14 protein-coding genes and 1 CRISPR repeat array are annotated in these 13,535 nt (G+C 30.0%); of the genes, 2 read left to right on the top strand and 12 right to left on the bottom strand.

From position 1 onward, the window contains the following. Together istB and CAAU_RS13525 are read left to right on the top strand one after the other, a co-directional pair. A partial coding sequence (gene istB / locus CAAU_RS13530; RefSeq protein WP_040306821.1) for an IS21-like element helper ATPase IstB occupies positions 1 to 655 on the top strand: 655 nt, incomplete at its 5' end. A gap of 121 nt (positions 656 to 776) precedes the next feature. Further along, entirely contained in the window at positions 777 to 1,931 is a 1,155-nt protein-coding gene (locus CAAU_RS13525; protein ID WP_008910005.1) for a hypothetical protein, read from the top strand. 13 nt (positions 1,932 to 1,944) lie between these two features. On the opposite strand, the gene CAAU_RS13520 is transcribed toward CAAU_RS13525, so the two are convergent. The 12 genes from CAAU_RS13520 to cas4 are packed head-to-tail and all read right to left on the bottom strand — an operon-like array spanning position 1,945 to position 12,865. Beyond that, positions 1,945 to 2,970: a WYL domain-containing protein gene (locus CAAU_RS13520; RefSeq protein WP_008910004.1), complete on the bottom strand. Its 1,026-nt coding sequence runs from the start codon at positions 2,968 to 2,970 to the stop codon at positions 1,945 to 1,947. Continuing rightward, the gene (locus CAAU_RS13515) at positions 2,963 to 4,153 is read right to left on the bottom strand and encodes a helix-turn-helix transcriptional regulator (RefSeq protein ID WP_008910003.1); all 1,191 of its coding nucleotides are present in this window, start codon (positions 4,151 to 4,153) and stop codon (positions 2,963 to 2,965) included. Before CAAU_RS13515 ends, CAAU_RS13520 begins: the two co-directional genes overlap by 8 nt. Positions 4,154 to 4,188: 35 nt before the next feature. Next, positions 4,189 to 5,325 carry a type III-A CRISPR-associated RAMP protein Csm5 gene (csm5, locus tag CAAU_RS13510; RefSeq protein ID WP_008910002.1) on the bottom strand — a complete coding sequence of 379 codons (1,137 nt, stop codon included), beginning with the start codon at positions 5,323 to 5,325 and terminating at the stop codon, positions 4,189 to 4,191. 1 nt (position 5,326) lies between these two features. Further along, positions 5,327 to 6,253: a type III-A CRISPR-associated RAMP protein Csm4 gene (csm4, locus tag CAAU_RS13505; RefSeq protein ID WP_008910001.1), complete on the bottom strand. Its 927-nt coding sequence runs from the start codon at positions 6,251 to 6,253 to the stop codon at positions 5,327 to 5,329. A 16-nt stretch (positions 6,254 to 6,269) separates the two neighbouring features. After that, entirely contained in the window at positions 6,270 to 7,082 is an 813-nt protein-coding gene (gene csm3, locus CAAU_RS13500; protein WP_008910000.1) for a type III-A CRISPR-associated RAMP protein Csm3, read from the bottom strand. 17 nt (positions 7,083 to 7,099) lie between these two features. Then, complete coding sequence (gene csm2, locus CAAU_RS13495; RefSeq protein WP_008909999.1) at positions 7,100 to 7,474, bottom strand: type III-A CRISPR-associated protein Csm2; 375 nt, start codon at positions 7,472 to 7,474, stop codon at positions 7,100 to 7,102. Positions 7,475 to 7,485: 11 nt separating this feature from the next. After that, positions 7,486 to 9,750, bottom strand: a complete 2,265-nt coding sequence (gene cas10, locus CAAU_RS13490) for a type III-A CRISPR-associated protein Cas10/Csm1 (RefSeq protein WP_008909998.1) — start codon at positions 9,748 to 9,750, stop codon at positions 7,486 to 7,488. Next, a complete protein-coding gene (cas6, locus tag CAAU_RS13485) occupies positions 9,743 to 10,669 on the bottom strand; it encodes a CRISPR system precrRNA processing endoribonuclease RAMP protein Cas6 (protein WP_008909997.1) in 927 nt (308 codons plus the stop codon). Before cas6 ends, cas10 begins: the two co-directional genes overlap by 8 nt. A gap of 5 nt (positions 10,670 to 10,674) precedes the next feature. Beyond that, positions 10,675 to 11,058 (bottom strand): CRISPR-associated protein Csx20, encoded by a 384-nt coding sequence (gene csx20 / locus CAAU_RS13480; RefSeq protein ID WP_242822597.1) that lies wholly within the window; start codon positions 11,056 to 11,058, stop codon positions 10,675 to 10,677. Positions 11,059 to 11,106: 48 nt separating this feature from the next. Next, positions 11,107 to 11,370: a CRISPR-associated endonuclease Cas2 gene (gene cas2, locus CAAU_RS13475; RefSeq protein WP_040306816.1), complete on the bottom strand. Its 264-nt coding sequence runs from the start codon at positions 11,368 to 11,370 to the stop codon at positions 11,107 to 11,109. A 1-nt stretch (position 11,371) separates the two neighbouring features. After that, entirely contained in the window at positions 11,372 to 12,364 is a 993-nt protein-coding gene (gene cas1b, locus CAAU_RS13470; RefSeq protein WP_008909994.1) for a type I-B CRISPR-associated endonuclease Cas1b, read from the bottom strand. Between the two features lie 9 nt (positions 12,365 to 12,373). Further along, positions 12,374 to 12,865 carry a CRISPR-associated protein Cas4 gene (cas4, locus tag CAAU_RS13465; RefSeq protein WP_008909993.1) on the bottom strand — a complete coding sequence of 164 codons (492 nt, stop codon included), beginning with the start codon at positions 12,863 to 12,865 and terminating at the stop codon, positions 12,374 to 12,376. A gap of 107 nt (positions 12,866 to 12,972) precedes the next feature. Next, a CRISPR array of direct repeats spans positions 12,973 to 13,532; the repeat unit is 30 nt; unit sequence GTTTCAATCCCTCATAGGTAGGCTAAGAAC. Between the last annotated feature and the right edge of the window lie 3 nt (positions 13,533 to 13,535).

Genomic DNA, 13,535 nt, shown 5'->3' with positions numbered 1-13,535 from the left:
TAAAGATTTATCATACCATGATTTGATAATAGAGCTATTAAAGGGTGAGATAGAGCAAAGAAATAGAAAGGCACAGGAAAGAAGGCTAAAACAGGCTGGATTTCCTGTGATAAAAACAATAGAAAGCTTTGACACAGAGTTTCAAAGATCAATAACTAAAAAGCAGATAAACAGGCTTTTAGAGATGGACTGGATAGATAATATATATAACCTAATATTTTTAGGGCCACCTGGAGTAGGTAAAACGCATCTTGCAATAGCACTTGGATACAAAGCTGTTGAAATGGGATACAAGGTAAGTTTCACAACGATGGACAGGCTAATGTATCATTTAAAAACACAGGATATATCAAGGAAAAGCAAAAGTAAAATAAATAGGATATACTCTTCAGACCTTGTCATAATTGATGAAATTGGATATTTACCGATTTCACATGAAGAAGCAAATATGTTTTTTCAATTAATATCAAATCTACATGAACAAACGTCAATAATTATCACATCTAATAAAGGGTTTGAAGAGTGGAGTGAGCTTTTGCAGGATGTAGCATTAACCACAGCTATATTGGACAGGCTAACCTACCGATGTGAGATTTTTAATATGACAGGCAAAAGCTACAGGTTGGAAAACAGGAAGTCGCTATTTAATGATTAGATGGAAAAATTTCGGGATAAAAAATTTCCGAAATTTCTCCAAAAGTACTTGCCGATTACAATATATTTACTTGTTATGGTAATATATTATTTAAAATTACATTAATAAAAAGGTGATTAGCATGAAAATAAAATATAAAAATATAATTATGACAGGTGGAATCTCATTATTTAATAAAAATAACATAATACACGAGTTGTATCCAGAATTAACAAAAAAACATATACTTGAAAAGATAAATATAAATAATATTATAAAGGGAATTGAAAATAACCCTAACAAAGTAAGTGCTGAATTTTCAATCTTGTATGCACTTCAAAAGCAAAACGAATTACAAGATAAGCCAAATATAACAATATTACATACTGACACTATAAGCGGTAAAAAAGCAGCTGAAATCAACAAGAAAATTTTTGAAAAGCTTTATGATGCAAATGTTAAACTAATAAAAATCGATTATGTAGATGTAAATGATAAAATTAAACTAAATAGAGCATTAGGTAACTTTATGCAAGAAATATCATCCGAATTATTAAAATACAACACAATAGACACTTTTTTTGCTCCTATAGGAGGATATAAGCTCATTACATATCTTGGATATGCTGCTGGATCTTTTTTTGGTTATTCTACAGGATACATATATGAAGATGCTATCGTCCTAATGAAAATACCTCCTATTCCAATAAAAATAGACATCGAAGCACTGCTTACTCATTTAGAATTAATAAAAAAAATTAATAATAATTTACAGGTTGACATAAATGAACTAAATAACAAAGAAAAAGATTTTATTGAAAACAACTCGTTTTTCTTTGAAAAAGTAGATATAAATAACACCACATATGTAGCATTAAATGCTTTTGGCATATTTCTTCTTGAAGATTATTTACAAACAAAAAAATTTGTAACTAAAGAAGTGCAAAATCTTATCTCTCAAAATCCTGAAGCAAAACATTTTATTTATTCTCAAATATTAGAAATGGTAAAAAAAATAAATTCATATAGTAAAGGCAAAGACAATAGCTCCGCTTTAATTGGTGTGTTATTTCACAATAATAATTATGGATTTAATTACCCTAATTTATATAAGGGTTCGTCGAATGGCAAATATTGTTTCAGAGCTCTTTGGGACAATGATATTGATGGAATAAAAATATTTAAAATATGGCTTGACCATAATAAATATCAGTTGGAGTGCAATCAAATAAAAAACAATCCCTGCTTACGTGAAAAGTATAAGTCTAGTTTTTTATTTGAACTTAATGATTATTAAGAAAAGAGGGGGATTAATTTTCCCCTTCTTCATAAATTCTTCTCCAGCAATATAAACTATCAATGATTTGTTTTCTTAGCCATCCTGGTTCAAGTAAAACTACTGATGGCCCCATCTCCCTTAACCAACGTTTAAACACAGCAATATCTGAAACCTTTGCCTTAATTTCTATATAATCATCAAAGCTTTTTTGTTCTATTATGTTTTTTCTTAATAAAAACCTTATTGCCCTCTCCTTTGCGTTTTTTTCGTTATAAACCCTAAGTTTAACATAAGTTATTCTTTTGCCGATTCCAAAGCTTGTATAAATTTCATCCATTGTTTGTTTTTTTATACATTTTTCATTATATATTTTTACGATGTTGTCTAAATCGATTATAAAGCATCTTCCCTTTCTTACAGCCTCAAGATACCACCTTCCAGCATCATCTTCGTATAAAATCCTCTGCGGAATTATGCTCATTTTTTTACCAGATTTTAATTCTAAAATTATTCTATTTTTATTATCCATAGCTTTATAAAGTTCTACAATTATTCCTTTATCAAAGGCATTTAAGCTTATATACTGTTTTATAATCCTTCTTTCTGACAGTTTATTTAGTTTATCATAATATTCTTTTTGAGATGCAAAAATCTTTTCTTTTATGCTATTTAATCTTTCTGAATTAGATAAACTTAAAATTTCAAAAAGCAAAAACCTTTCCTTTTCGCTTAATTGCCCTATTGGTTCATAGGATGCTACGTCGTTAAATATTAGGACCTCAACGTCATCCTTTAAAAATTCCATATAATATTCTGTATCTGGAAATACATCATCATCTTCTAAAAATGAATCGGCAAAATAAATATTGTTGCCATCCTCATCATAAAGCTCTATATTCCAAAAGTTTAAAAGGTTTCCTCCGTTTTTTAAATCCATTGCAAAGAACCTTTTCAAATTATTCTTTTCAATTCCTGTTATTTCGCTTAATTCTTTAATTGTCTTTGAGCCATCCTCAAGGGCATTAATTATCTTTATAAGATAATACGCCTCATCCATCTATATCACCATACCTTTTTATCATAAGATCTAAATCTTTGATTACATCTTCCCTAAGCCTTCTTGGTTCTATTATATAGGCGCTTTTTCCAAATCCCCTTATCCATCTTTTTATTTCTAAAACCCCTCTTACCTTATCCTTTAAAATATAGCTATCTTCTGTCTCAATTATTTCTGCGCTTTTATGCACTGCTTTGTATTTTATAAGTTTTTTATATATAAATTGTTCTTTATCAAATCTGATTATTATATCCTCTAGCTCCTCTGGAGATACTCCAAAGCTTTCTTCAAACAAGTCTTTATTAAATCCGCTTAAACTGCCTTCTACAATCTCTACTTGAATTATTTTATCTAATCTATATAGGCTAGTCCTATTATTTTGCACAACCAAATACCACATATCCTTATAGTCTAAATATATTAATCCAGAAGGATTTACTGTTAAATCGATAATATCCCCTCTATTGCTTTTATATTTTATCTTCAATGCCTTTTCTTCCAAAATCGCCTCTTCTATTATTTTTAAAATCATCTCATCGAATATGATAACTCTTCGATTGTTTACAGAATATATCCTTTTACCGTTAAAATAAATCCCCTGTTTCTTTGCCTGAAGTTTTATTTTATTATAAATTCCCTCTACCGTCTTGGGTTTAGAGGATATAAATCTTGCAACATCTAAAAATATTAAAAGGTCCAATATTTCATCATCATTAAGATTATCTGTTATATTATTTAAAGGTTTTATTAAATTAGAACTTTTATCATAATAAATCAAACCTTCTTCAGCCAAAAAGTTTATTATGTTATGATAAGTAGTATTACCCCAAATTATACCCTTTTCCCTTGATACGATATCATACAAAAGCCTTCTGTTTATTCCGTTTTCATACTTTTTAACTTCATGCAATACGGCAAGCTTTTGCATGTTTTGATAAAGCAAAAGCTTATTAAAGGAATCATAAACTTCCGGAACTTTTTCTACACAGATTTTACCCTTCCTCACTATAATTTCAAATCCATTTTGATTGTATTCCGATATAAAATCCTGTATTCTTCTTTTTTTAAATCCAAACATTTTAGTCAAATCATCAATCGTATATTCTCCAGAATGATTGATTAAAAAATATAATATTTTTTGTCTGTAAAAGGCAAGCTCCTGGCTACTTGATTTAAAAGCCATATAATCACCCCAAAAATTATGTCGCCCTATGGCGACTATGATTCGATTAGCCTAATCTTTACCCAACCAAGGGGTTTGTAAATTTTACCATTTTTGATTATAATTTTTCTTGTTTTAGGAAATAAGTCGTTATATATCCTTCCCCTATATATTTGCTGTAGTTTTATTATAAAACGAGAATCTATATTTCTAACTACTGTTTTTGGTAAATACCCAGTTGAAAAACCGATTTGTATTATAAATTCATTCGGTCTAAGTTGCTGTTGCATACTTTTTAATTTTCTATAGAAACTTACTAGCTCATCTACATGATAATTTGAATAAAATTCAATTTCTTTATCAATATATAAGTCAATATCATTTCGTATCTTATTAACTATACCTTCAACAGTATCAATGGATTCTATTTCTCTCTTCGCTATGTTTATGTTTTTAAAAGTTTCAAAAAATCCTTGTGATAACTGTCCCTTTAAAATAGTGCCTTCCTTAAAAGCTTCCACATAAATAGATGTTGCCCCCTCAATATTGTCCACGTTTCCACTCCTTGTATACCACTTTACCCTGTTATTACATATATTCATAACCTTAACATCATAAAGCTCTAAATCTGAATAATCCTTTGTTTCAGTATCCGATATTCTTAATAATCTAAATGGAGAATTATTGGGACTGCCAAAAATTCTTTCTTCTGCTTTATTATCTGCTTGTTTTTCTGGGTTTCTAATTTCATTACTTCTTCTAGCAGTTTCATCAAGAGAGATCTTATAATCATTCTCCCTATTTAACACCCTTGTTAAACTTGAGCGTATAGCACCTTTAATAGTAGAACCTGGAATGTATGGTTTCCCTGAAGTTTTTGTTATTTCCTTTATTGAATTAGGTTTAAAACTCGTTCCATTTAATGATAATTCATATTTTACATAATTCAAGTAATTATTTATGCCAATTTCTTTTAATTTATTTTCTAAACGAAAATCCCTACTATTATAATCAAAGGTAAAAAACGCATCAATATATCTTCTGCTATTCTTAATTAGTTTCATGATATTCATTACATAGACTTTGTCATTTCGTCTATCATATATTAATTCAAAGCCATTTATATTGTTTCCCGATGTCACAACCGTAGGACTTATTATTTCCATCTCATACCTAAATTTTTTGATTTTCATTTTAACCCTCCAATCCCAGAGGAATAACAAAGGCTTTACCGTATTTTATAACCTTATGGGCATTAAACCCTTCTGGCGTATCGTCAATTATATTACCTAAAAACTTACTTTTTAGAATGCTTCCTTCTTTGATAACTTTGTAAAGCATATGTCTTTTTGATGTTATATAAGGTGAATATATATATCCTGTTCTTTCAGTTATTTGATAGGATATTAAGTCATTTAGATTATCTTTATTATTTGGAATACATAATGATAATAATAAATAATTCTTTCCTTCTTTATTATTAATATTTATCTTTTCAAAGGATGCCTCAAATTGTCCGCAGCCATATGTTCTTTCACCGCCAATTCCTTCATCTCCAAGAAGCTTTACTGCTGCAAATATTTCTTCTTTAAATTCTTCATTTACATCTAAATAAAACCAAAGTCCACATCCTTCATTAAATCTACAACAGCTGTTGTAATAAATATTGGTTCCATTGGTAATCCTATCAATTACAACCCTTGGTCTTTCTTCTATTTTATATATATCCTTATCTATATCCTTTGAGAGCAATAGTTCTCCTTTGATGAATACGTTGTTGCTTTTTCCAAATAAAACTTTTTCAGATATAAATTTTATTTTCTTTTCCTTTTTAAAATCCTTTACATAGTCTAATAAGCTTATGCTCATTGGCCTTGGTAAAAGGTATTCATCATCGATATAGTAAAATGAGGATGAAACCAAAAACGGTTCTTCACCATTTATAAATTTACTTACTAAATCATTTGTTTTCGCTATGCCAAATAAATTATGATAACAATTTATTATCCCAGAAAATATGGTATCAGAATGAATAGTAGTCTCAGTAAGATTAAATACACCTTCCCTATATCCTATATGAATAGGTGAAGTAAAATTTAATTTTACCCTATATCTCTCCATAATCATCATCCTAATCCTATAAGTTTATTTTGTCTAAAGAATCCGCATTAGCAACCAATTTTTCTTCTTTGCTTTGGCCTTTATAATATTCAATATCTCTGAAGGATATCTTTATATTCTTAATTGCAACCTGACCATAACCACGGCTTCCTTGTCCTCCTAAATAGTCATCCTGTAAAAGTTTTAAAGCAGTTATCAATTCTTTAACATATTTATTTCCATCTTCATCATATACAGTAACAACCATAGAAGCATTAAATCTTGCTCCTGCTGGGACTCTTTCTGTTTGCCTTGGGTTTGCAGCTGAAGTTATTCTATCCAAGTTGTTTTCAAACTTAACTTCTGTAAATTCAAGGTCCATATTTTCCTTCATTTCGTCAGTTATGCTCTTTTCATCAAGTAAAGCATCTCTTACGATGAGTCTAGTTGGCATTACTACTTCTGAAAAATCTACTTTTCTAGAATTTCCTTCATCATTAACAATTACATCATGTTCACCATGATTTCTGCCAAATAAATTACAAACCGGACAATCTTCTTCCCCACACATATGCATGACTATTGAATCTCTTCTTTGTTCTTTTTTAACGGAATAAACTAAATTATTTACATTAATTTTATCATGATAAAATTCCATTAGACTTCTCAATTTACCTTTTAAGCTGCTACCTGGAATATATGGTCTTCCAAAGGCGTCCTTTATAACTGGATTATCAACACCACCAATATCTAAAGTATTTCCAGCTGTCCCAATATGTAATCCTGTTTTAAGTTCTATATCAAAATTAACAATATACTTACCTTTAAAAGTAACTTCCTTAAAACTCATAATATCCCTCCTTAAAATTACTTGCCGCCAAAGGCTCTGAAATAGGCAATCGTTGCTTCAAAAAAGTCTTTAAATCGTTTAAGTTCAGCTTCCCCACCGCTTAAAGTCTTATCTATCAAATTATAAAAGCTCTCTTTAAAGTAACTAAATTCTCTAAATCTTCCAGATGTATATCCTATTTGTGCCTTTAAAAGTCTAAGTTTGTATTGGTAGTTCTTCTGAGCATCATATTCTATCTTCTTTATTTCAGAAAACAACTTTCTTATCTGAGACATGGAAACTTTTTTGTCAACAAGTTCTCTACCAATTTCCTCTGCTTTTCTAAAAAGCATTTCTCCTCCAGCATCTCTTGGATTTAAAATGCTTTGTGCATCATTAACATTTATAGGCATTTTCATCCCTCCTAACTTCTTGTTTGTAAATCAGCCCAAATTGTTGCTGATTCAAGATTCTTATAAAGTCTATTTTGTTTATTTAATATAAGATTTAAAAGTCTCTTTAAATCATCCTTTGATTTTCCATATCTTTCTTCAAGCCTTGCCATATAATACACAAGCCTCCACGCTTTAAATATCTCTTCTTTTTCTTCCGCTTTTCTGCTTTGATATGAAATTGAATGGAAAATGTTTAATATATTCCTTGTAACTTTGTTTACTAAAACTTTTACGATTAAATCTTTTATTTCCTTATGACTATTAAATTCTTCCCATCCAATGGCTTTTCCAAATAGAAAAATAGCATCCTTTGCTTTACCATTTCTTTCATATTCCTTTGCTTTGTCTAAGCTTTCTCCAGTCGCTATCCCTACCCTGTATATAGGGAATTTTTTATCAGGGGTTATTTCTATTGCCATTGAAACAGCAATATTTTCATTGCCACCCGAATATTCTTTTAATTTTTCTTTAATCAAATATGCTACATCAGGTAATTCACTCCAAGGACCAACTAAGAAAAAGTCATCACCACCGGAATAAACAACACTACACTTTTTATATTCTTTTTCTATAAACTCTTCCAAAAATTTTCCAAAAAAGATTTCAAGTTCACTAGATAAGGTTGCAACCCTTGAAATAGACTTATTTTCTCCTAAACCATCGTGGAATATCTTGCCTAGATTATCCACATCCCCCCTCAATATTCCCCATTTTTTAACTCCATCAGATTCATCTGCAACATTTTCAAGCGTTGCTACGCCATTTTTATTTTTATATACATAATTTGCTGTTTTAATATAAAACATTGAATTTTTAAAATCCGCTCTATCTTTATTTATTGCATAGCTTTTCTTGCTACCTTGATTTTCGAACTGCATATCTATGCCAAAGCATTTGAAAATATCAAAAACATTATTTATGTTTCCTATTTTAGCTTCTATATTTTCCATACGAATATATGAATATTTAGAGAGCTTATCGCCTAATTCATTGAAGGAATTACAAAAACTACACTCATCATTTTTAATTTCTCGTCTACAATACGGACATATATCATCTAAAAGCTTTGTTGGCTTGAAAAATTCGTCATTTAAAATGCTATTAAATTTTCTGTTTTTTTCCTTATATAACCTTTTACCAACACCATCGAAAACTTCTGAGAAATTTGCTGTAGCTAGCTTAGAAACGCTGAATTTTTCTGCAGCAAGTAGAACTGATACTTCTAGATTGTGAGCTTTATAAAAGACTTCATCTATGTATTTTTGATATTGCTTAATTCTATCCATAGACTTTGCAGGAAGTAATATATAGAAATGTCCGCCGCCTGAATATAGTATATTGCTTAAACTAAGTCCTTCGTTTTTAATAATATATCTAGCAATGATATCTAAAATATATGCAACATAGAAGGATCTTCCTCTTAAGGACTTTAAAGCCCCCTCCATATCAATATTAAATATAAAATCTTGTATTCCTGAAATATCACCTTTAAGTAGGCAGAAGACCTCATCGTTTATAGTTTGTTTATTTCTTAATCTAGTGAGCAATGAATCTATTGCCCTTGAATCTCCGTTTATTATTTCATCTTCATATTGCCTATAAATACAACTTGCAATAGCTGCTGTTGTGCTAAGATGAGAAAACAAACTAATATCTGGTCTTGAATAATAATATGCAGATGGAATGTTTTGTGTAAATTCTTTTAATATATAATAAATCCTTTCATGATCTTTTTCATCCTTTATTATTTCTTTAAACTCCTTCCATAACTTTTCATATTCCTTTTCAACACTTTTTTGTTCATCATCAATCAATTCATGATAATCAGATGCTTTTTTTAATTGTTTATACTTTGATTTTGTTGGTTTCCCAATATTTACAAGAGTTAATACGGATATCAAATTTTTTACATTTTCATCTTTATCATCTATTCCTTCCCTTTCACCCGCTGATAGCATATCTGCTATTCTAACTATTTTTTCAATTATAGTTGAAGGGTTATGGTGATTTCTAACTGTTTGAACAATTTTACTGTTTAAATTTAAATTTTCGCAAAAATAAGCTCCCCATTCCTGGTGCCTTGGCCCATAGGCATTTTCTGCTTTAAAAATGCTTTCATAGGCCTTATAAATTATTTTCTTGTCCTCTTCAAGCTCAGTTCTTTGATAAAATTTACCAATGTCATGTAAAAGGGCTGAAAGATATAAGTCTTCAAAATTAAAATTACTATTCAATAATATCACTCCCCTCCTCAATCACATATTTACCAAGGCCAAAGGATGTGTTCTTACCTATATGGGTAAGCTCTCCAGCAATAACAAGCTCTTTAAAGTTATTGATATCACTTGAAAAGCTTATTCTACCCTTTATGCCTCCAAGCTTCATAGCACTTTTTTGTCTTGAAGAATACCTTTTAAACTCCGTCCAATAGATATTTTTTTCAACAATTTCACCTAAAGCATCCGTTTCAAAATTGTTTATCATCCTTCCTTCTAAGGCATTTAAAATACTTATGCGCCGTTGAAGGGAGATTATAAAATCCTTAAATTCTATATCATCAACAAGCTTGTTGTTTTTCATAAATCTAAAAGGGGTAATAAATTGGACAATTTTAATATTATTTATCTGTTTTTGTCTTTCTAAAATATAATCACTTAGTTTTAATATCATTAGGTTTTCCTTAAAAAACACACCATCTTTAAATATTAGCTTATCCTCCTTGTTATATATACCATCTAATCTATATTTAGCTCTATTTTTTCCAAAACCTTTTTCCCCTAATTTATCAAAGGCAAATATAAACTGGGGAATATAATTTAAAGTTTTTGCGAAAATAAGAAGGTCAAATTGGATTATATCCCCTTTTTTATATTCATTTTTATAATCCATGCACTCTATAACAAAACCCGGTGAACTTGTATTAGCATTTTTTGTAAAGGGAAGTTCTACTTCTAACTTGGGATTCATTATATTTTGAACAACGCAATTTTCTGCCATTAAACATTCTTTACATTGCCCTTTGTTTATACAAAAATAAGAAATTAATACTGCTCCCATACCACCCCTTAGGGCCGAATTTTTCTGGGTTGGAAGATAGGAGTCCTCTAAAAGTTCTATTTTGAATCTAAGCCTTGTCCATCTTACATCAAACAAAAATATCACTCCACTTTATATAATCTAAAATTTACATGTTTAAAATAATGAATATTTTTAATGCTTCCGTCTTCCCCTTTGTAATTCTCATATTTTCTAACAGTTGTTGCATAAACAGGGATAAAGCCCTTTTTAAAGGCCCAATTAACCATGTAAACTGTTGCTCCAAAGTCACCTTGAATTAAAACAAAGTCCCCTTTTCTTAAATTATCTTCTATAAATTCTTTAAAATCATCAAAATAAATCTCGGTAAATTCACCTTCCGGTGGAACATTTGACCACTTTTGCTGCAATTTTTCAGGAAGTTTTATAAATTCCTCTATATTGAACCTTTCATTTGCCTCTTTAATTTGCTCTTGTGTTAAATCATGAGAAAAAAGCAAAACCATCCTCTTCAAACTAAACCCTCCAAGATTATTTTACAATATTTTTCATTTCTAAACAATAATATCCAAATAATTTTTATTTATTCCCATAACTTGTCTATTTGAATACTTTGTATTTTGAAAAGTATAGATTATTATCGAATCTTCATTAGGTTTAATCATCCTATTGAGCTCCATTTTTAACTTTTTTAAGTTCCCTTCGGTAATCTCACCTTCAAAAACCGAATTTTGCACCCAGGTTAGGTATTGTCTACATTTTTTTAGTATTTTATTTACCCTCTTTTCACCTACATCATAAACAAGTATCACAAACAAATTACCACCTCACAACAAAGGGTTGGTATTCCTCATCCTCCGTTATATGCTTTTGGATTTTATAAAGTTCAAGGCGGACTAATCTTTTATAGCTGACAGATGCATTTAATTTTTGATGTTTGAAAACCGTCTCAAGCTTTTCGTTATATTCTTCTATGAATTTTTTCTTTCCGTTTTGATTTAGTATTATTCCATTTAATTGATTTTCAAAATCCTTTGAGGATAAAACATTTTTGTTTATAAGGGAAAATATAACCCTATCAACTATAGAAGGCTTAAATATTTCTGCAACGTCTAGGTTTAATGTGAATTTTCGGGTATTGGTGGAATGAAGATAACCTATTCTTGGATCAAGCTGAGTTTGGTATATTTCACCTAATACAGAGGTGTATAATAAAGAGTTGCCAAAGCTAATAAGAGCATTTAATTTGTTTAATGGAGGCCTTTTACTTCGCTTTTCAAAGACAAATTCATCCTTTTTTATTATTTTATCAAAACATTTATAATAAACATCCCTAATATTCCCTTCATTAGCCATTAGTGATTCTATATCTTTAGCCTTATTAATACCCTCCTTGTTTTGCCTTATATCCTCAATCTCCAATTCAACATCACAGCCTCTATTTTTATAATACCTAAGCACCACCAAAATATTTTCAACGGCACCTTCAACAAATTTTTTTGCAAGTTTCAATCTTTTTTCCTGGTCTAAATAATGTTCAGCTTGTTTTAAAGTAACAAATCCAGAGTTTAAATGTTCCCTAGGATAAAACGTCCCAACGTAATAGCCGTAAAAATTAAAAAAGTGAATTAATATCTCCTTTTCCGAAGCAAACTCTAAAAATCTTTTGTTTATGTCAACTTCTCCAAAAATCCATATATTGTTTATATTTTCAACAGGAAGATATTTTTTGCCTTCATTTCCTTCAAAATAAAGGGTATTATCCTTTCTTTTTAGCTCTCCATTGTTAAAAATATAAATATCCTTTTTCATGGCTCCTCCTTAGGAAAAACAATATTCTTTATAAGCACAATTCTTGCAAAAATTAGTCTTAACTATTTTAGGCGGATGCGGTTTGATTACAATATCCTCTATTTCCTTTAAAATTTTTGCAAGTTCCCTTTCCGCATCATCGCAAAGTTCAACTTCTATACTTTTTCTCTCTTCGGGGAAATTTAGTATGCCTTTTGCTTTGATATTAGCTTCCTTTAAAATCTTTAAGTAAAACATGAGCTGCCACTTTGAAGCATCTTCAAATTTCGAAGACTTTTTTGTTTCACCAATTATAAGTTCATTTCCCCTTTCATACAAAAGGTCAAACACAACATTGCCAAATCTTATTTCCTTTTTGTCCCTCTTGTAATAGTTCTCATGTATAAATCTTCCTATATCTATATTTTCATCATGTTGATCCGGAACTATTCCGTGGGACATCAACCAGACTTGTCTTTTGCATATTTTATAATACCAAATTAAAGTTCCATTTACCTCCAATGTATCACCTCGTAAAAAATTATACTTTAAATGCCATTCACATTTTTTTGCACTAATATTAGATAGGTTATAATGTATCATCGTTAGTGCCTTAGAGAAAGTAAATTGCTTCAATCCCTCATAGGTAGGCTAAGAACCAACGAAGATTGGGTAGTGATATTGGACGAATGCCAGTTTCAATACCTCATAGGTAGGCTAAAAACCTTGCTGCCGTTACAGGACAACCTTACGAGAAAATTGTGTGTCAATCCCTTATAGGTAGGCTAAAAACCGACATTACTAAAGGAAATTATAGTATTGAGATACGTGTCAATCCCTTATAGGTAGGCTAAAAACTTGCATTTACAAATCATGGAAGCTAATGTAGTATATAGTGTCAATCCCTTATAGGTAGGCTAAGAACGTAAATTTATGAGGCATTGTATTTGCTAAATGAGCATGTTTCAATCCCTCATAGGTAGGCTAAGAACTATGTGCTATATCAGCATTTTGTATCCAATTTCCGTGTTTCAATCCCTCATAGGTAGGCTAAGAACTAAAAAAGAAGCCAAGGGAGAAAAGGAAGGGAAGGTTTCAATCCCTCATAGGTAGGCTAAGAACTTTTCATATTTTCAACAGAATTATACGTTATTCCTGTGTTTCAATCCCTCATAGGTAGGCTAAGAACACA

Source organism: Caloramator australicus RC3 (genome assembly GCF_000297115.1).
Lineage (GTDB): Bacteria > Bacillota > Clostridia > Clostridiales > Caloramatoraceae > Caloramator > Caloramator australicus.
Note: the sequence above shows the minus strand (reverse complement) of the source record. Positions and strands in the feature narration are given on the sequence as shown.

What these genes read in the sequence shown, in the direction of transcription:
- CAAU_RS13525 (WP_008910005.1), top strand. Translation starts at nt 777, where the DNA reads ATGAAAATAAAATATAAAAATATAATTATGACAGGTGGAATCTCATTA.
- CAAU_RS13520 (WP_008910004.1), bottom strand. Translation starts at nt 2,970, where the DNA reads ATGGATGAGGCGTATTATCTTATAAAGATAATTAATGCCCTTGAGGAT.
- CAAU_RS13515 (WP_008910003.1), bottom strand. Translation starts at nt 4,153, where the DNA reads ATGGCTTTTAAATCAAGTAGCCAGGAGCTTGCCTTTTACAGACAAAAA.
- csm5 (WP_008910002.1), bottom strand. Translation starts at nt 5,325, where the DNA reads ATGAAAATCAAAAAATTTAGGTATGAGATGGAAATAATAAGTCCTACG.
- csm4 (WP_008910001.1), bottom strand. Translation starts at nt 6,253, where the DNA reads ATGGAGAGATATAGGGTAAAATTAAATTTTACTTCACCTATTCATATA.
- csm3 (WP_008910000.1), bottom strand. Translation starts at nt 7,082, where the DNA reads ATGAGTTTTAAGGAAGTTACTTTTAAAGGTAAGTATATTGTTAATTTT.
- csm2 (WP_008909999.1), bottom strand. Translation starts at nt 7,474, where the DNA reads ATGCCTATAAATGTTAATGATGCACAAAGCATTTTAAATCCAAGAGAT.
- csx20 (WP_242822597.1), bottom strand. Translation starts at nt 11,058, where the DNA reads ATGGTTTTGCTTTTTTCTCATGATTTAACACAAGAGCAAATTAAAGAG.
- cas1b (WP_008909994.1), bottom strand. Translation starts at nt 12,364, where the DNA reads ATGAAAAAGGATATTTATATTTTTAACAATGGAGAGCTAAAAAGAAAG.